Annotated in this window: 15 protein-coding genes; 10 read left to right on the top strand and 5 right to left on the bottom strand. The window is 40.7% G+C overall.

Annotated elements, in window-relative coordinates; translation table 11 throughout:
* Positions 1-265: 265 nt before the first annotated feature.
* Positions 266-1,651, bottom strand: a complete 1,386-nt coding sequence (locus FHQ08_RS02360; protein ID WP_230912880.1) for a hemolysin family protein — start codon at positions 1,649-1,651, stop codon at positions 266-268.
* 23 nt (positions 1,652-1,674) lie between these two features.
* A complete protein-coding gene (locus FHQ08_RS02365; protein ID WP_230912786.1) occupies positions 1,675-3,231 on the bottom strand; it encodes a CAP domain-containing protein in 1,557 nt (518 codons plus the stop codon).
* 228 nt (positions 3,232-3,459) lie between these two features.
* Between FHQ08_RS02365 and FHQ08_RS02370 the strand changes: the two genes are divergently transcribed.
* From FHQ08_RS02370 to FHQ08_RS02390, 5 genes are all read left to right on the top strand, one after another.
* On the top strand, positions 3,460-4,191 hold the full coding sequence (locus FHQ08_RS02370; protein ID WP_230912787.1) for a MerR family transcriptional regulator: 732 nt from the start codon (positions 3,460-3,462) through the stop codon (positions 4,189-4,191).
* 97 nt (positions 4,192-4,288) lie between these two features.
* On the top strand, positions 4,289-6,016 hold the full coding sequence (locus FHQ08_RS02375) for an alpha-glucosyltransferase N-terminal domain-containing protein (protein ID WP_230912788.1): 1,728 nt from the start codon (positions 4,289-4,291) through the stop codon (positions 6,014-6,016).
* A gap of 44 nt (positions 6,017-6,060) precedes the next feature.
* Positions 6,061-6,852: a carbon-nitrogen family hydrolase gene (locus FHQ08_RS02380; protein WP_230912789.1), complete on the top strand. Its 792-nt coding sequence runs from the start codon at positions 6,061-6,063 to the stop codon at positions 6,850-6,852.
* Positions 6,853-7,224: 372 nt separating this feature from the next.
* Complete coding sequence (locus tag FHQ08_RS02385; protein ID WP_230912790.1) at positions 7,225-7,947, top strand: GntR family transcriptional regulator; 723 nt, start codon at positions 7,225-7,227, stop codon at positions 7,945-7,947.
* Between the two features lie 98 nt (positions 7,948-8,045).
* Positions 8,046-10,427, top strand: a complete 2,382-nt coding sequence (locus FHQ08_RS02390; RefSeq protein ID WP_230912791.1) for a phosphoketolase family protein — start codon at positions 8,046-8,048, stop codon at positions 10,425-10,427.
* A gap of 121 nt (positions 10,428-10,548) precedes the next feature.
* Here the strand turns inward: FHQ08_RS02390 and FHQ08_RS02395 are convergent, their stop codons facing one another.
* Complete coding sequence (locus FHQ08_RS02395; RefSeq protein ID WP_230912792.1) at positions 10,549-11,343, bottom strand: class II aldolase/adducin family protein; 795 nt, start codon at positions 11,341-11,343, stop codon at positions 10,549-10,551.
* A 181-nt stretch (positions 11,344-11,524) separates the two neighbouring features.
* On the opposite strand from FHQ08_RS02395, the gene FHQ08_RS02400 reads away from it, so the two are divergent.
* The 5 genes from FHQ08_RS02400 (at position 11,525) to FHQ08_RS02420 (ending at position 17,618) form a co-directional block, all read left to right on the top strand.
* The gene (locus FHQ08_RS02400; protein WP_230912793.1) at positions 11,525-12,280 is read left to right on the top strand and encodes a DeoR/GlpR family DNA-binding transcription regulator; all 756 of its coding nucleotides are present in this window, start codon (positions 11,525-11,527) and stop codon (positions 12,278-12,280) included.
* Positions 12,281-12,453: 173 nt separating this feature from the next.
* The gene (locus FHQ08_RS02405; protein WP_230912794.1) at positions 12,454-14,241 is read left to right on the top strand and encodes an L-fucose isomerase; all 1,788 of its coding nucleotides are present in this window, start codon (positions 12,454-12,456) and stop codon (positions 14,239-14,241) included.
* A 24-nt stretch (positions 14,242-14,265) separates the two neighbouring features.
* Positions 14,266-15,765 carry a rhamnulokinase gene (locus FHQ08_RS02410; protein WP_230912795.1) on the top strand — a complete coding sequence of 500 codons (1,500 nt, stop codon included), beginning with the start codon at positions 14,266-14,268 and terminating at the stop codon, positions 15,763-15,765.
* Positions 15,766-15,786: 21 nt separating this feature from the next.
* Complete coding sequence (locus FHQ08_RS02415; RefSeq protein ID WP_230912796.1) at positions 15,787-17,163, top strand: sugar porter family MFS transporter; 1,377 nt, start codon at positions 15,787-15,789, stop codon at positions 17,161-17,163.
* A 17-nt stretch (positions 17,164-17,180) separates the two neighbouring features.
* Positions 17,181-17,618 carry an RbsD/FucU family protein gene (locus tag FHQ08_RS02420; RefSeq protein WP_230912797.1) on the top strand — a complete coding sequence of 146 codons (438 nt, stop codon included), beginning with the start codon at positions 17,181-17,183 and terminating at the stop codon, positions 17,616-17,618.
* Between the two features lie 71 nt (positions 17,619-17,689).
* On the opposite strand, the gene FHQ08_RS02425 is transcribed toward FHQ08_RS02420, so the two are convergent.
* Both FHQ08_RS02425 and FHQ08_RS02430 read right to left on the bottom strand, forming a co-directional pair.
* Positions 17,690-18,805 (bottom strand): DUF4097 family beta strand repeat-containing protein, encoded by a 1,116-nt coding sequence (locus FHQ08_RS02425; protein ID WP_230912798.1) that lies wholly within the window; start codon positions 18,803-18,805, stop codon positions 17,690-17,692.
* Positions 18,783-19,145 (bottom strand): PadR family transcriptional regulator, encoded by a 363-nt coding sequence (locus FHQ08_RS02430; protein WP_230912799.1) that lies wholly within the window; start codon positions 19,143-19,145, stop codon positions 18,783-18,785. Before FHQ08_RS02430 ends, FHQ08_RS02425 begins: the two co-directional genes overlap by 23 nt.
* Positions 19,146-19,305 lie beyond the last annotated feature (160 nt).

Raw genomic sequence — 19,305 nt, forward strand, 5'->3', positions numbered from 1 at the left:
TTTTGTCGCTTATAGAATAACATTGGAAGGCACTTCGTGCCTACATAAAAGCAAAAAATTCCTTGAGATCAGATCTCAAGGAATTTTTTACTTTAGGCTGTATAAAAAGACTTATGTCCCAGCCTCACCTATCTGTTTTGCGAACAATTTTATCTTAAACGTGTTCCAAAAGGCAGCACCCTCACCTAACAATGAATGGCTCAAATGGAAAGCACACCATTTTTCGCAATTCTTGTTAGTGCTCAGGTACTGAGCGCCTTTTGTCTCACTCTCCTTGATGGTCACTGTCATCTTCTTTAAGTTGAAGGGCACCTTCATCATGAAAGGGCTCATCGGCAACTTTGACTTGAAACCAATTGACGTAGGCATGTTCATATTCTAAAACTTTGAATTGAAAGCGGCCAATGTCAATAATGCTGTTTTGGTCTAAGTTTTGATAATTATCAATAATATAGCCGGCAACGGTCGTCACGTCTGAGGTTTGAAATTCAGGGATGCGACTGTGGAAGTAACGTTCAAAGTCGTACAGAGTGGTTTTTCCACTGACTTTAAAGGCGCCGTCGTGTTGTTTGACAATATATTCGTCAGAGACATCGTCGATTTCATCTTTAACAGTGCCAAATAATTCTTCATAGATGTCTTTATCTGTGACGATGCCACTAGTGCCGCCATATTCATCAACAACCACAACGATCGGCGTTTGTCGCTTGATCATTTGATTGAGAATGTCTTGAATTGGCATACTTTCAGGTACCGTAATGATCGAACGTAATAACCGACTAATGCCAATGTGACCGTCCACTTGGTCTTGGCGTACCAAATCATAGGCATAAACATAACCCAAGATGCGGTCCTTATCGTTATCAGCGACAACAGGAAAACGGCTATAACCCTGCTGCAGGTAGTCCTTAATCACATCATCAACCGTATCGGTAATGTCCACGACGTACAAGCTCGTTCGATCCACCATGATATCTTTCGCAACTTTATCGTTCAAGTCAAAGGCCCGCTGCATGTAAAGATAATCATTTTGATCCATTTCACCACTGGTAACGGATAGTTGCGTTAAACGTAAAATCTCAGATTGGGAAAAAACTTCATTTTCTTCGTCTGCTGGCTTGAAGCCGATCAGTTTAACAATATTCAAGGCTGATTTATTCAATAACCAAACAAAGGGATAAAATACCGTATGGAAAATTCTAAGTGGTGTTACAACAAGCATTAACACGCGAATTGGCATATCAATACTAATATTTTTTGGTACGATTTCGGTTAAGACCACTTCTAGATAAGTCAATAAAGCGACACCCAAAATAGCACCGACAAAATTCAAGCTACGGCCACTGAGCAGATGCGTCCAGCCGAAAAGCTCTACGAGTAGTGTACGCAAGGTATCTTCACCGATCCAACCAAGGATGATTCCCGTCATACTGGTACCAACTTGAGTGGTTGATAAGTACTCATTTAGATTACGCACCATGTGTAATGCATTTTTTAATTTACGACCATTACCATTTTTATTCTTGATACGATCTTCAAGCTGACTGACACGCGTTTGTACCAGTGCAAACTCAGCTGCCACGAAAAAAGCAGCGATGATAAAGGTGACTAGAATAATAATGATATTGTTGATTAGCTGGCCATCGTCCACAGTATGTCTCACTTCCAAGTTTATTAATTGATGATGTTTACGTCAGCAGCCGAAAGCCACTGACCGCCACCTAAATTATACCAGTTGATGCCACCAACATTAACAACTTGTGTGTATTTCCAAGTAGAGGCATTCGCGAAGGTCCGACCAGTCGGTTGTTGGTCATAATAAGGTGAGCTGTAGCCAATGACTTGACTATTAGGTGCTGTATCAATGGCTAGCGTACCCTGCTTAGGGCTATTACTGATTTCAGTAAAGCGGCCATTGACCCATTCATTATTACCCAAGTCATAAAAGTATTGGCCGTTAATGAATGTTTTACCAAAATAGCGCCAACTTGTGCCATTCTTGACGTATTTATTAAGGCCACGATAGTAAATCGGTGCACTTAATAACTGGGTTTGACCATCCGGTGCTGACTTAATTGTAAGGGCGCCCGTTTCAGGAACATCAATTTGTTTGAGCGCTTTAGTACTTTTTTGAGGGGTCTGATCACGAATACTGAATAGCTTGACGGTATAGCTGTAACCCTCAGGATAATTTGCTAAACCAGTAATCTTCACGGTATATTGATGATTCTTGACTAGTGCCAACCCATTAGGTGTAAATGTATAAATCGATGCATAATTTCCATATTGACTTGAGCTAGCATCCATCACATCAGAGGCTGTCACAGACTTATTGGCGGTATCATCTTGGATCGTAATGGTTGGGGTCCCTGAGGTCTGTTGGGCATCGGCAAAATAGATCGACCAAGGAATTTGCTTACTATGGGCAGTGTCCTGCTCACTTTGTAGTTCTTCAATTGGGAATACACCGGCACTTGGATAAGTCACGACATCTTTTTCAGCTCGATTCGTTAGTTGCCCAGGATCAGCCACAAGCATATCCATATATTTCCAGTCATTTTGTCCATAAGCAGCACCAATACCAATAGTTTGTAAATAAGGTGATAAGACCCAAGCCCGGTGACCAGTATCATTGCCATCAATGTTGTTGTTATCCGCAATCAATCCCGTGATCGCGTCGCCAGCCGTCTCCTCACCAGCACGGAAGTATAGATTACTGATGTTTGTAATATATTGCGCTTTTTGCCAAGTCTTAGTGGGTATAAAAGCCGGTTTGAGTGAATTAGCTAAACTGTGTTGGGATAGCATTGGGTTGGCACTGATACCAGCCATAACACTTGCCCCTAATTGAGCAGAGGCGTTGTCCCCATTTGTTGCTGTGACCTTTGGCAGACCCACGAGTTCCCGATAATAATTGATCCACTGGGTTGATGATTGGACATAATTACTTTTGATCGTCCCCACTCGAAAAGGATAGTTATATAAGTTTGTCGGTGAACCATAAATCGTTTCCGTACTATATGGGGTTTGATCAAGTTGCTGATATTGTTCCCGTAGTGTATTGATTTTTTGTTGTTCCGCTGTTGTGTAGTTACTAGCTGGTTCAGCTGGTTGTGTAGTGCTATCAGCCGGACTGTCAGTCGCCGCATTTACTGGTACAGTGGCACTTAAAGTTATTCCAAGCATGCTTAAAATCGCAATCGAATATAGATAAGGTTTATGTACTGACATTTTCCTGCACTCCCTTTTAAAAGCATTAACTAGTTTAATTATAACGAAGTTTGGTGATAAAAAGTATTATTTAAGTAGGTAATCAGGTAATAGTTGATAGAAAAAAGAATTATTGTTTATAATACAATAAAATTTATTATTTAGCCATGAGATTTGAGGTTCACGCTTGAAGCACGTTATAACGCCGATTATAATGGCAGTATAACGGTAATCCTAGGAGGAAATCAGATGTCTCAAGATTTAGATTTTGAGGAGTACAAGACGCCCGGACAGGCTGCAAAAATAATTGGTGTTAGTGTCCCAACATTACGCAAATATTCACTTTTGATTGAAAACGCAACTAAGGCGACTTATTTTGAACGCAACCAACAAAATATGCGCTTATATCGTGAGACCGATATTAAACAATTAAAACAATTGATCAAATTAAGCAAACATCCAGATTTAACTTTAAAAGATGCAGTCAATCAACTTTATGCAATTTCTTCGACTGATAAACCCGGTAAAGCTGCTGAAAAAGCGGCAGTTATTACCAAGAAGACTGAGCAAACAGAAGCAGCACCAATTGCCCAGTTTGTACATATGATGCAAAGCATGCAAGAGACGATCACGACTCAAAAGGCGTCGATCGAGGCACTGCAAAAGCAGCTCGAAACGATTCAAGCGCAAAATGCGGAAATTCTAAAACAGCTGCCTGTTGGTCAAGATGCGTATGACTATGAGACACCACTTGCTTCAAGTTATAAGCAGCACGACCCACAAAAAGTGAAAATTGACAATTCAAATACATCTGTTTCTAATCAGACAGCCGGAAACAGTGAATGGCAGGCTGATCCATTGCAGGCAGCCGAAAAAGCAGATGAGGCGATCGAACAGCAGCCAAAACAGCCGCGAACCTTAGCTGATATGCAATTACCTGCCGAGAAAAAACGGCATTGGTGGCAACGATTGCTAAATTAGAAAGTTTTTCTTACTAAAATGAAAAACATATATCTTAAAAGTTTGTTAAAATTAACCTAGCGCAAACTTAAGAATGAATTCATGGGAGACGACAGCTATGGCACTTTTCGGGAATACAAACAGCAATCAACCGCAACAAGATGGTCGTGGATCACAGAATAAACGTAATGTAGCACCGCTACAGCCAAATCAGCCGGCAACACAAAATTATAATCAAACCAATCAACAATCAACAAATACAGCAACCAAATCTGGTGGTTTATTTGGCAGTCGCCAGTTTGATGCATCAACGACCAATGCGCCACAGACATCGGCTAATTCAACGCAAATGAATCGTTACCCTAATTATTATGAAGATGCCGATTCAGAAAGGCCGAGGGTAGCTTTACCACAGCAAACACCACGCGTGGATAATAACGCCCAAGCTTACGATACTACGGCATCTAACTTGAATGAATCACCAAATATGGCTCAGTCGCGGTCGATGCCAGCAGCAACGCAAAATTCAGATGCAGCAGTGAAACCAAGCGCAAATACAGTAACCAACGATAACCGCACACCAATTGAAACAGCGGCTGAGACACAGTCAATCGGTAATTATAGTGACGGTCAAGCGCGCTCACCGTGGAAACAAACACAACGTAATTTGGTTGATCTACAAGGACAGGAGAGCCGCTTAAAGGACCAATTGAAACAGGAGCTATTAGATCAACGCAGTTTCTTGAAGCACGACTTGCGTCAACAAGGTTTAACAGTGATCAATAGTCCAGCAAATACAGGGGACCCGGCACAAAAGATTCAATCACAGATCGATGAAGTTAATGATGGCTTGATCAAATGGTTTGGAACCAAAAAAATTGCCAACCATGTCTTCTTTAATAAGCGGCGTTCCTATTTCTTGCTAGATGATAGTTTGAATTTAAACACGGATACGATTCAAAAAGGCGTTTTGATGCAATTGCGCAAATTATTCGATGATATGCAGATGCCACTGGGGCATATCTCAACCGACTATAATGACCAATTGAGCAGTGTCGTCAAGCAATTGAACACCCAGGGATTAATGACGCGCAGCACCAAAGTAATCAACAAATATCAAGATCTGCAAGAATTTAACCGAAATTTAGCAAAACAGGCAAAAGTGGACGTTCCAATGACCGCAAATATGAGTACGGTGCATGATCCAGAAAATAATGCAGATAAGGTCTACGATCAAGATCAACAATTATTGATGGCCATTTATTATCAAAATGACCACCAGATTCATGTGATCGAGCATTTTCGTGATAATACCGTTATTAGTCGGGATATTTTTGATGCTAATGGGGCCATTTCCGCAACGCAATATTTTGATCAAGTCAATAGCAAGCGCGTCATTCGTGAAAACTTCTATCGAACAGATGGCTCGTTAGTTTTGATCAAGAGTTATCAAGATAATGAACCTTATATTCAGCTGCTGAGTCGTTCGAATGTTCTAGTTTCAGTATTTAATTCTGAACTTGAGCTGACTTTATGGTGGTTAACGAACAAAGTATTCAATGGCAATACCACCATTCTGATTTCAGTAGATTCACCGCTGTATCAGCCTTTATTGGCTTTGAAAAATTTAACGGTAGAAGTTATACCTGTACTTTCCAACTACGAAGAACACACAGAGATCGTGGATCAATTAATGAATGTTCAAACGCCTGTAGATAGTATTTTGACAACTCAAAATGAAGCTAAAGCTTATATCGAGAAAAATACCCAACATGATGTGGATATTTCGGTATTACCTAAGGTTGATGAAGATACTAATGTCACTAGTGGGCAAACGCGTTTTTAGATTTATTGCTGCTTGGTAGTCGGACGCAATGTTGGAAGGATGGTATGCCAATGCCTAAATTAACGATTGCAATTGCGCAAATGGCGATTGCTTTTGGTCAGCCTGCGTATAATCGGGCAAAAGTCAAAAAGTTTGTGACACAAGCTGCAAAACAGCAGGCAGACATTGTGGTGTTCCCAGAACTCTGGGATACAGGATATGATTTGATACGTTTTAATGAGATTGCTGATTTGGAAGGGACAACCGCACAGCAATTGTTGGCTCAGTTAGCACAACAGTACCATATCTATATTCTTGGCGGATCGGTAGCTGTTGCCCATGATGGTCGGTTTTATAACACGACCTATGTTTTTGATGACCAAGGGCAGCTGTTAAGTACTTATCGAAAAGTACATTTATTTGGTTTAATGCACGAAGACCAGTACTTACAAGCGGGCAACCAAATGAGTCATTTTACAGTCAAGACGGTACCGGCTACCAATGTGATTTGTTATGATATTCGTTTTCCTGAATGGTTACGCAAATTAAGTGCAGCTGGCAGCAAATTGATTTTCGTACCAGCTGAGTGGCCTGAACAACGCACCCAGCAGTGGTTACAGTTGTTGGCTGCCCGAGCCATCGAAAACCAAAGTTTTGTCGTTGGTGTGAATCGTGTCGGCGATGATCCCGACAATCATTTTGCCGGGCATTCAGTAATTTATGATCCATTAGGTAATGTACTTTCTGAACTTGATGACACTGAAGCTCTAAAGACCGTAACGATTGATTTAAACCAAATTACTCGTATTCGGGGCGAAATCCCAGTATTTGCGGATAGACGACCAGACTTATATTAAACTAGCTTAAGTAAAGCACGGCGCAAGTAGTACCATTTGTTGCCGGGCTTTTTTTAATACATCAGCCTTGTTGGTGTTCAGTGACTGGGACAGCCTTTGCTATGCTGAAAAGGTGTGCCGAGCATCAATTTTCTCATATTTAAATTTTCAAATATGTTTAAAAATAAAAACAAATTAGAAGAAAAGTCGAAATTATATTAAAAAGGAAAAAGGCATGGTACCATTAGTGAAAGCGCTAAGTTATAGTGCAAGAAAGATGGTGATGGCTAGCTTAAAGCTTGCAGTACCCGAATAAACTGAATATTATTAGGCAGAAATAATTTTTTGTTTTGTGGTTTAATAATATTATGACTTTGCTTAGAGGAGGGCACTGTGGCTGACTTAGTTTATCAACGTGTGATCAATAAGTTACAGAAAAGTATTGATGCTAATGAATACGCTGATTTGAAATTACCGAATGAACGTATTCTGGCAGAAGAATTCAACGTAAGTCGAAGTAGTATCAAAAAGGCAATGAACGTTTTAATTCAACGTGGGGTGGTTTTTCAAAAACAAGGATCGGGCACATTTGTGAATCCGCTATACTTAAAGAATCGGCCATTGTTTAATTTTTCTGGCGATAACGTCGGTGTGACTGATACTTTTCAAAAAGATGGCGAGCGCCCAGATATTCGAGTGTTGGATTTGAATGTGGTCAAAGCGACTGAAGAAGTACAACAGGCACTATTTTTAGAACCAGGCGAATTTGTTTACGAGATCAAGCGTTTGCGGTCTTTTGGCACCCAGCCGTTCATGATTGAAGATGGTTTTGTTCCAGTGAAACTCGTCCCAGACTTGACGGAAGATATTGTCTCAGGGTCGCTGTACAATTACTTGCAAGAATCACGCAATATTGCAGTGACACGTTCATTTTTGACAATTTCGGCGGATGTTTCTACGGCTCAAGATCAAAAACTTTTGCAATTAAAACCCAATGAACCAGTGGGTACGATGGAGGGCATTTTCTTCATGGATCGGGGCACACCAATTGAATTTTCACACATGCGACTGCACTACAAATTCATGCGGTACAACACTTTTACCGTGCTTAACTAGAAAAGGTACGTACCTTTAAATTAAATGGTTGACATTCTCTTTTTTTTTCGATACACTATGTTTGAAATTTGTAAGTGATTTGTTAGGAGGATACCTAGATGGTAGATACAAAATCAAAAGTTGATTATTCTTCCCAAGAGTACTTTGACTTGATGGACAAGTACTGGCGTGCAGCTAACTATATTTCAGTTGGTCAGTTGTATTTGAAAGATAACCCACTTCTCAGAAGACCTTTAAAAGATACAGATGTTAAAGTGCATCCAATTGGTCACTGGGGTACTATTTCTGGTCAGAACTTTATTTATACTCACTTAAACCGTGCCATTAAAAAATACGATTTGAACATGTTTTATATTGAAGGCCCAGGTCATGGTGGCCAAGTTATGGTTTCCAACTCGTACTTAGACGGTAGCTATTCCGAAATCTATCCAAGAATTACTCAAGACGAACAAGGTATGCAACGCTTGTTCAAACAATTCTCTTTCCCTGGTGGGGTTGCTTCTCATGCTGCGGCTGAGACACCTGGCTCTATCCATGAAGGTGGGGAATTAGGTTACTCCTTATCACACGCTGTTGGCGCAATCTTTGATAACCCTGATGTTATCGCTGTGCCTGTTATTGGTGATGGTGAATCTGAAACTGGGCCATTAGCTGGTTCATGGTTCTCAAATGTATTTATCAACCCAGTAACAGATGGGGCTGTGTTGCCAATCGTTGATATCAACGGTTTCAAGATTGCTAACCCAACAATTTTATCTCGTAAGAGTGACGAAGATTTACGTAAATATTATGAAGGCCTTGGCTGGGAACCAATTTTTGTTGAAGGTGACGATTCCAAGAAATTACACCCAGAAATGGCTAAAGCTGTTGATACAGCCGTTGAAAAGATCCGTGAAATTCAAGCTAAGGCTCGTCAAAAGTCTGCTGACGACGCTACAATGCCAGTTTGGCCAATGATTGTCTTACGGACACCTAAAGGCTGGACTGGTCCTAAGAGTTGGGACGGCGAACCAATTGAAGATTCATTCCGTGCCCATCAGATTCCAATTCCAGTTGACCAAAATGATATGGAACATGCCGATTCCTTAGAAAAATGGTTGAAGTCATACGGTCCAGATAAATTGTTTGACGAAAATGGTAAATTATTACCAGAATTACGTGCTACAGCACCAGACGGCGATCAACGGATGGCTGCTAATCCAATCACAAATGGTGGGATCGAACCAAAACAATTGAACTTACCAGATTGGCGCGATTATGCTCTGGATAACACGAAGCATGGTGAGAACGTAGCCCAAGATATGGTTGAATTGGGTAAATTCTATCGTGATGTGATCAAGAACAATCCAGACAACTTCCGTATTTTTGGCCCAGATGAAACTGTATCTAACCGTTTACAAGAAGTCTTTGAAGTTACAGAACGTCAATGGATGGAACAAATTCGTCCTGGCAATGATCAATGGATGGATGCTTCTGGTCGTGTCATTGATTCACAACTTTCTGAACATCAAGATGAAGGTTGGCTTGAAGGTTATACTTTGACTGGTCGTCATGGTATCTTTGCAAGTTACGAAGCCTTCTTACGCGTCGTTGACTCTATGTTGACACAACACTTCAAGTGGATTCGTAAGGCTGACGAATTAGAATGGCGTAACAAGTATCCTTCATTGAATGTCATTTCTGCTTCTACATCCTTCCAACAAGATCATAATGGGTATACCCATCAAGATCCAGGTGTCCTAACGCATTTAGCTGAAAAGAAACCGAAGTATATTCGTGAATACTTGCCAGCTGATGCAAATACCTTACTTGCTGTTATGCATAAAGCATTGAATATGAAGCAAACCTTGAACTTAACGGTTACTTCAAAACATCCACGGCCACAATTCTACACAGTTCAAGAAGCTGAACAGTTAGTAGATAATGGTTTGAAGGTTATTGATTGGGCAAGCACGACACACGGTGAAGAACCTGACGTTGTTATTGCTGCTGCTGGTACAGAACCAAACTTAGAAAGTTTAGCTGCTATCAGTATTTTGCACAAACAATTCCCTGATTTGAAGATTCGTTTCATCAACGTTGTTGATTTGTTGAAGTTACGTCATCCTTCTGAAGACCCTCGTGGTTTAACAGATGAAGAGTTTGATAATTACTTTACAACTGACAAGCCAGTCATCTTTGCATTCCACGGTTATGAAGATTTAGTTCAAAGTATCTTCTTCCGTCGTCATAACCATAACTTATTCGTTCATGGTTATCGTGAAGATGGGGATATCACAACACCATTTGATATCCGTGTGATGAACGAACTAGATCGTTTCCACTTGTCTAAAGAGGTCGCAACTCAAGTATTCGGCACAAAAGCTGCTGAATTCAACTCACAAATGGACGATATTTTACAAAAACATCACGATTACATTCGTGCTGAAGGTACCGATTTACCAGAAGTTAACGACTGGAAATGGGAACCATTGAACTAAAAATATAATTACTGAACAAGTAAATCATCTCAAAGTCGCATAGTTGATCATCTCAAAAGAGTCACACTAGACCATAAGTCGCAATGGTTTAGCGTGACTCTTTTTTTGTTAGCAATAAATTTTATTTGCCCAAGGTTATATCTGGAATCATTTCTTTCTCTGGACGCTGGATCTTTTCAGGAAATGGTTGTGCTTGACTCTTCAGGGGTTCTTCTGGTAGAGGAATTGGGAAAATATCTTGGGGCGGTAGAGGTTTATCAGCATCTTGACCGCAAGATTTAAAAGTATCTAGGAGACCAAGTTTAATAAAGATAGCTTGCTGATAAGCAATCCGCGCGTTCCACTCTAGTGTTTCCATGATACGAGCAGCAATATGCAGACTTGTTGCGGTGATTAAGATACCGTGGCTGTTCAGTAAGAAGACGTTCTCCATGGCTTTATCACCGATTTTTTCTAGATTATCGCGAACAATATCTGCCAATGCTTTAGAAGTTGCTGGTGCATAAGGTAATACACGGATCTGACCCAATTCACGCGTGGCTTCAGTAACGTTGGGCATATCTAGCCCGGAGGTTGCCCAAAACATAGATTCTTTGGCATGGGAATGGTAAACACAGCGTATCCCTGGGTGCGTATTATAAGCTTCAAAGTGCATATTGATTTCGCGAGTGATATCACCCACACCATCGACTTTTTCGCGTGTTTGGGCATCTACGACTAAGATTTGAGCTGGATCTAATTCGGCGTAATAAGTTTCCGACATAAAAGTTGGCGTGATCAAAATATAAGTTCGGCCATCTTGCCCTAACACTTTAATGGACATGTTGCCACCAGCAATATTGGTGTCTAGTCGATCAAACGTCTTTTGGACGGTGTGCGCTAAATCCTTGCGCTCTGCATAAAACATCATTTCCATATGAAAAACCTCACTTTATAGATATACTTAATTTATGGCTTCAGTATAAAGCTTAAAAATGTAAGGGTTAACATTATCAGTTACTTTTGGGTTAAGTCCAGTTCAAATGGTAAATGGTGTTCATGTTTATTCATAAAAGTTCATAAAGTGAGCAAGCCGTATCGGTTGGGGGTAAAAAAGTATGTATAAAAATGATCGGTTAAATTTGATTTTAGAAGTATTGGGTCGCCGCAAAAAGATGTCAGTTAAAGAACTCCAAAGTATAACTTATGCGAGTACGTCAACCTTGCGTAGGGACATCATAACTTTAGAAAATGATCATAAAATCATTCGTAAATATGGTCAGGTTGAGTTAGTGAAATCTAAAAATATTGAGTTCCCCTATCTATTTCGAAAACAGGAAAATGAGCAGGCAAAAAAGCAGATTGCTGATTTAGCGGTGGATTTTGTCGGCGATAATATGGCGCTGTTTTTGGATTCGAGTACAACAGTAACCCAAATGATTCCATTTCTAGCGAAATATAAACACTTAATTGTAATTACAAATGGGATTTATGATGCCATTCAGCTTAATAATATGCCAAATATTAAGACGATGGTTACGAGTGGCCGCTTGGAACCAGGATCGGGCTCAATTTTGGGTAATGTTGCGGTGGAATATTTGAATAACTTTCGCGCCGATTTGTGTTTTATCTCATGCAGTAGTGTCGATAATCAGAGTATTTATATGTCTAACGAAGAGCAGGCAAGTGTTAAACGGCGCATGCAAGAATCATCCAAACAAACGATTTTATTGTGTGATGCCAGTAAAATTGGACGCACTGATTATTTCAGATTAAATGATTTTTCAACAATTAGTGCTTTTGTAACTGATGCTAAACCTGACCAATCGTTGATCACGTCGCTGGCAGAAAGTGACGTAGAATTGGTCTACTAATTTTCAAAAATGAACGATTGTTCATAAAAAAAGTGGGCTTTGTTCAAAAAAGCGAGAAGCCATTTATTTTCAAGTGAAAACGCTTAATATAATATCCGTGAAGTAATTATTAAGTTGCTATAACTACTTACTAATTACTCGGAAAATATTTTAGTTTTTAAGGAGGATGTAACATGTTAGATGTCAAATTTCCTAAAATTGGTATTCGTCCAACGATCGATGGTCGGCGTAAGGGTGTACGGGAATCACTAGAAGCACAAACAATGAATATGGCAAAATCAGTTGCTGAATTGATCCACAAAACATTGAAATATCCTGATGGGTCACCAGTTGAAACAGTCATTGCCGATACAACGATTGGTGGCGTTCATGAAGCAGCGATGGCTAAAGAGAAGTTCGATCGTGAAGGCATCTGTGGCACGATCACAGTTACCCCTTGCTGGTGTTATGGCACGGAAACAATGGATATGTCTAAGGACTTGCCACATGCCATTTGGGGATTTAATGGGACTGAACGCCCAGGAGCTGTTTACTTAGCAGCAGTTTTGGCAGCGCATATACAAAAAGGTATTCCAGCTTTTGGTATTTATGGTCATGATGTACAAGACGCTGATGACACTTCTATTCCTGCTGATGTTAAAGAAAAGCTGATCCGTTATGCGAAAGGCGCTTTGGCAACTGGTTTGATGCGCAATAAAGCTTATCTTTCTATCGGTAGTGTGGCCATGGGTATTGGAGGCTCAACAGTTGATCCTGACTTCTTCCAAGACTTCTTAGGCATGCGCAATGAATATGTGGATATGAGTGAAATTGTGCGCCGTTGGGATGAAGGTATTTATGATAAAGAAGAATTCAAAAAAGCGTTAGCTTGGGCTAAGGAGAACATGAAGATCGGTCCCGATATTTATAACAATAGCAAACCAATTCAATTTGATGATGCAGCTAAAGCAGCGCAATTTGAAGACTGCATCAAAATGATCATGATTGCCCGCGATTTGATGGAAGGCAACGAAAAATTAGCCGATGCTGGATTCAAAGAAGAAGCAGAGGGACACTTTGCAATTGCCGCCGGATTCCAAGGACAGCGACAGTGGACGGACCATTTCCCTAATGGCGATGTTATGGAAGCTATGTTGAATTCACAATTCGATTGGAATGGCAAACGTGCCCCCCACATATTTGCAACTGAAAATGATAGTCTAAATGGTGTTTCCATGTTGTTTAATTACTTATTAACAAATACCCCTCAAATTTTTGCCGATGTTCGGACTTATTGGAGCCCTGAAGCGGTAGAACGGGTTACTGGCACAAAATTAACTGGGTTAGCTGAAAATGGCTTTTTACATCTAAGTAATTCTGGCGCCCAAACACTGGATGCAACCGGTGCGGAGAAAATTGACGGGCAGCCAGCAATGAAGCCTTTCTGGGAGCTAACGGATGCAGAAGTACAAGCTAATCTTGATCAAACCGATTGGATTCCAGCAAATGTTGAATACTTCCGTGGTGGTGGTTTCTCAAGTCATTATTTGACCAAAGGTGGACCTAAGGGCATGCCAGTTACCATGACACGGATCAATTTGGTAAAGGGTGTTGGGCCAGTCCTGCAACTCGCAGAAGGCTATGCAATCGATTTGCCTGATAATGTGTTTGATATCATCAATAAACGAACTGATCCAGGCTGGCCATCCACATTCTTTACGCCAATTTTAACGGGTCACGGAGCTTTCAAATCCGTCTATGACGTGATGAACAATTGGGGTGCTAATCACGGTGCGATTTCTTATGGACATATTGGGGCTGATTTAATTACTTTGGCATCAATCTTGCGAATCCCAGTGAATATGCATAATGTACCAGAAGATAAGATTTTCCGGCCACGTGCTTGGGCTTCAATCGGGACTGAAAATCTGGAGGCCGCTGACTTTAACGCTTGTAAGAATTTTGGCCCACTATACAAATAGTTTTGGTAGAAAAGGTGTTAGAGCATGAAACTAACAAATGCGATTGCTGTTGACTTGGGTGCCAGTTCTGGCCGTTTGATTTCTGGAACCTATGACGGTAACAAGATAGATTTGAAAGAGCAATTTCGGTTTTCAAATTTGCCAGTACAGGTCATCAATGACTTACATTGGGACTACATGAAAATTTTTCAAGAAATAAAATATGGCTTAAACATGGCCAAACGTGATTTACCTTCAATTGATAGTATCAGTATTGATACTTGGGGCGTTGATTACGGGCTGATCAATCGGCACGGGCAATTATTGTTTGCGCCGCATAGTTATCGCGATGCGCGAGTCGATGACTATGAAGCGTTACTATATGACAAAATCAATAAGTTCGAGCTATTTCAATTGACGGGTAATCAGCCGGCAAAAATCAATACGGTTCTACAATTATTTGCGGACCTACAACTGAATCCATTCCTAACAAATGAAATCAAACATATTTTGTTTATGCCCAATCTCATTGGCTACTTTTTAAGCGGCAAAGCTATCAATGAATTTACGATCAGTAGTACCAGTGGTTTATTGGACGCAGTGAGTCGAAAGCTTTCTTCAGAAGTATTTGAAAGATTGGGATTTAAGCAAGAATGGTTCGCTGACTTAAATAAAGGTGGTAAAGTTTTAGGCCAATTATTACCACAAGTTAGTACAGAAATTAATTTAACAGATCTAGTCCAAGTTATTACCGGTGTTGGCCACGATACGGCTTCGGCACTATTGGCTTTACCAGTTGCACCTGAAGATCGCGAAGATATTGCTTTTATTAGCAGTGGCACTTGGTCGATCATTGGGCAACAAACGGCTGAGCCAATCGTAACTAAGGCAGCGTTCGATGCTGGGTTAACCAATGAGGGTTGTTTTGATGGCAGTAACCGTTTGTTAGCCAATTTGACAGGTCTCTGGATCATTCAAGAATTGCAACGCGAATGGTCATATAAAGGCGAATTAGTTGAATTTGGACAAATGGTTGAGGAAGCCTTAAATGAAACGGCCATTGGTAGCTATATCGATCCAAATAATGAAATTTTTGCAGCTCCAAATCAAATGGAAGAAAAGATCATGGCATATTTAAAGGCGACACAACAGAAGTTGCCAGAAAACCGCGGTCAATTGATTTTATTGGTGTTGGAAAGTTTGGCATTTTCGTACAAACGAATTATTGAGGATCTTGCTAGAGTAACGGGGAAAGATGTTCCGGTTATCTATATGTTTGGGGGCGGCATTCAAAACAGTTTATTAGTTCAGTTAACTGCTGATTTTACTGAAAAAGAAGTCATTACTGGTCCCGTTGAAGCCAGCGTTATGGGCAATATTGTGTCACAATTGCAGGTGCAAAATTTACTATCGACTGCTGATACCAAGGATGTGATGGTACACTCATACACTGTTGATCGTATTGAACCAACCCATGTGCCTGATTTAAATGCTAAATTCAAAAAGTTTCAGAGTGTTCGACTACAACATAAGGTTGATTTCTAGACAGTGTTAGGAGGTAATGAGATGGCTATAAATGCGAATCAATCAGAAATGCCAAATCAGAATGTGCCCGTAGAACCAAACCATGATTATAAAGTTAAACCAATTGTGTACCTGTTCGCAATATTGGGCGGTCTAGCCGGACTTTTGTATGGCTATGATTCTGGTGCAATATCGTTAGCACTACCCGGAGTTACCAGCTCATTTGGACTGAATGCCGCACAAAAGGGGTTAGTCGTTAGTTTCCTGCTATTTGGAGCCTTACCATCAATAGTTGTATTTACCGCACTAGAGAAAAAATTAGAGCGTCGTAATACGTTGATCATCGGTGGTATTATCTTCATTGTTGGTAGTATTTTAAGTGCGGTCGCCACCGGCATGTATTATATGATGGCTGCTAGATTCATCTTAGGCATCGCTGCTGGCATTGCCAACATGTTTGGGCTAATCTATCTTTCAGAATTAGCACCAGCGAAAATCAGAGGTCTGATGTCATCTCTTTATCAGTTGAGTGTCAATATTGGTATTTTGGTGGCTTATGCTATTGGGGCGGCTAACCAAGCACCGGGTATGTGGCGCTGGACTTTGGGAATCGGCGTGGTTCCAGCAGCAATTTTTACGATCGGTATGTTTTTAAGTCCACAAAGCCCCCGTTGGTTGATTCGCGATGGTAAATCGGAAAAGGCACGGAAAGTGCTGAACCGGGTGAGAAGTACTCAAGTAGAGATTGACCGTGAAGTTTCTGATATTGAACATAGTTTAAGTACACAAGAAGCCGGACTGCATGAATTATTTACAAGATTTCGACCAGTCTTATTGATGCTGATTATTTTGACGATTTTTCAAGTATTTACGGGTATCAACGCGGCGGTTTATTATGCACCAGAGATCTTTCACAATTTAGGACTGGCACATGCGTCGATCATTGCTGACTTTGGGGTTGGCTCGGCTTTAGTCATTTCGACTTTTATCTCGCTTCCGTTTATCGATCGTCTAGGTCGGAAAAAACTATTAGAAATCAGCCTTGGCGGACAAGTCATTCCAGCAATCACGTTATGTATTTGGTCTAATAATGCTGTGATTGCGGTTGCTTCGATCTTCGTGTATGTATTCATGTTTGGCTTTGGGCTGGGACCTGTATTTTGGTCATATGTTCCTGAGATTTTACCTTTAAAAGCTAGAGCTTTAGGCATGGGCGTGATCACTTTCACGCAATATCTACTTAACGCCGTCTTTTCATTGATCTTCCCAATTTTACTTGAAGCAGTTGGTATCAATGTATTTTATTTCTTTGCAGCGCTATCCGCATTTGCAGTTTGGTACATTCATAAGTATGTCTTGGAAACAAAAGGTAAGAGTTTGGAAGAAATTGAGCATTATTGGGAAACAAAGAACGCGTAAAGAGGGGGCAAACTTAAATGTTAAAAAAGATACCTAAGCGTCTGTCACCTGAATTAGTGAAAACATTAATGGAAATGGGACATGGCGATGAGATTCTTTTGGCAGATGCCAACTATCCAGCTGCGACCAATAATAAGCGTGTGTTGCGTACAGATGGTATCTTAATGCCTGAACTATTAAAAGATATTCTAGAGTTATTGCCGTTAGACACTTATTCTGATTATCAAGCTTGTTTGATGGCCGTTGTTCCAGGTGATCAGGCAGTACCTAATGGGCGCCCGCCAATTTGGGATAATTATGAGAGCGCTATTAAGGCGGCCTTTCCAGATTACAAACTGAAGCTGATTGAACGACAAGCATTTTATCAGTATTCACATGATTGTTTTGCAATTGTTCAAACTGGTGAAACAGCGCTATATGGTAACTTGATTTTGAAGAAAGGCGTTGTGCAATAATACGGCAATCAAAAACGTTTAGCCAACCTTGGTGGATCTAAGGCAGCTAAACGTTTTTTTATTTAAAAATTTTAATTCACACGGACAGAACCAGATTTTGCCTTAGCCGTTATGGTCGGGCTCGTTTCAGTTGCCTGATTAGTTCTGCCGATAGCAACGCCTTGAGCTTCAACTTGGTATTGAGCAGGACGTGAAACTTTAACCGTGCCGGCTGCAGTTTGCAAATTAAAGTTAAAGGCATCAGTTATTGGCGTCTGCATTTTAATTGACCCAGAGTGGGCCGACAGGTTGATGTTACCCATAAGCGCCGCCCAATCTAATCTGATTGAGCCAGAGTGCGCGGCAAAATCACCTGAACCAGTCAATTGACTGCCTCGGATACTCCCCGAATGAGCGCCAATGTAGAAATGGCTTTTGACCGCTTTTAATTGAACACTACCAGATTTGGCATTGAGAACAAGTTCCCCGATAGCAGCCTGAGTGATCGCCACACTACCAGAAGCAGCCTGAGCGTTAAGTCCACTTAATTGCGTTTGATCGATTTGCAGCCGGCCTGACTTGACCTGAGTTTTGATGGCCGTGTCTGGTGTTTGCAATTGGTCAAGATATAACAGGCCTGAACTTAGGTCTAATTGCAGCGTACCAGCGAATGTTTTGGGAAGTTGAATAACAACTTTAGAATGGGGGTAGCGAAAAGAAGTAATGATTTTTAACCAATTTGGTGTTGGTACTTGTAATGCCAATGTTTTATCAGTTTGTGCTATCTGTAATTGATAGGATTTTAATTTTGGGGTTTGAAAATGCTGGATGTGAATCGCCGCATCGGGGCTCGTTTCTAGAAGCGCATTGCCGAATTTAGCAGTTAATGTGATCCGATCAATCGCCGCTGTGGTGAAAGTTTCATTGACCGTTTGATCAGTGGTCATGGCATCAGCGGCAACTGAATTTGAAGTTGACTGTGATTGACCTGCAATCATCTGGAGCACTTCGGTCAAATCACCCAATTCTTTGACCGCTTGAGTTACAGCTAACTTGGGATCTTTTATTTGTTGGCTGGTCAGTAAATCTTCCGCTCGTTCCCGCACATCAGCTTTAACCTCGATGTAAAAATCCAAAACTTCGGGCGTACGTGGATAACCCGAGAAGATTGTTTGTAATGCATCATCAATAATTATTCCATTGATCATTTTTAAGCGCCCCCGTCACTAATTCCGTAATGATTTTTTTAGCAAAATCCCATTCTTGACGAAAGCGGTCAAGTTCCGCTACGCCTGATGGTGTGATGCGATAATACTTCCGTCGGCCGCCTTGAGTCTCGCTTCCATAATAGCTTTCAATTAAGTTATTTTTAACCAGCCGTCGAAAGACAGTATACAAAGTTGCTTCATTCACATCATATGCCCCATGGGATAACTGCTGAACTTGCTGGACCATCTGATAACCATAAGAATCGCCCTGAGATAAAATATTGAGTACGATGCCATCAGTAGCACCGCGAATCATTTCTTTAGAAATATCTTTAGCCATTTTGCCACCTGCTTTACTGTCCATATTACTGTTTCACAAATAGTAGTGTAAAACATATTACTGTGTGTGTCAAAGTAATTTTAAAAGAAGTGAGCATTTTTAGCACCTATTTAGTTCGTTTCTGCTAGAATGCAGATATCAATATGGGGAGACGATGAGA

Origin of the sequence: Agrilactobacillus fermenti (genome assembly GCF_021030645.1) — a bacterium.
In the GTDB taxonomy this organism is placed as follows: Bacteria; Bacillota; Bacilli; order Lactobacillales; family Lactobacillaceae; genus Agrilactobacillus; species Agrilactobacillus fermenti.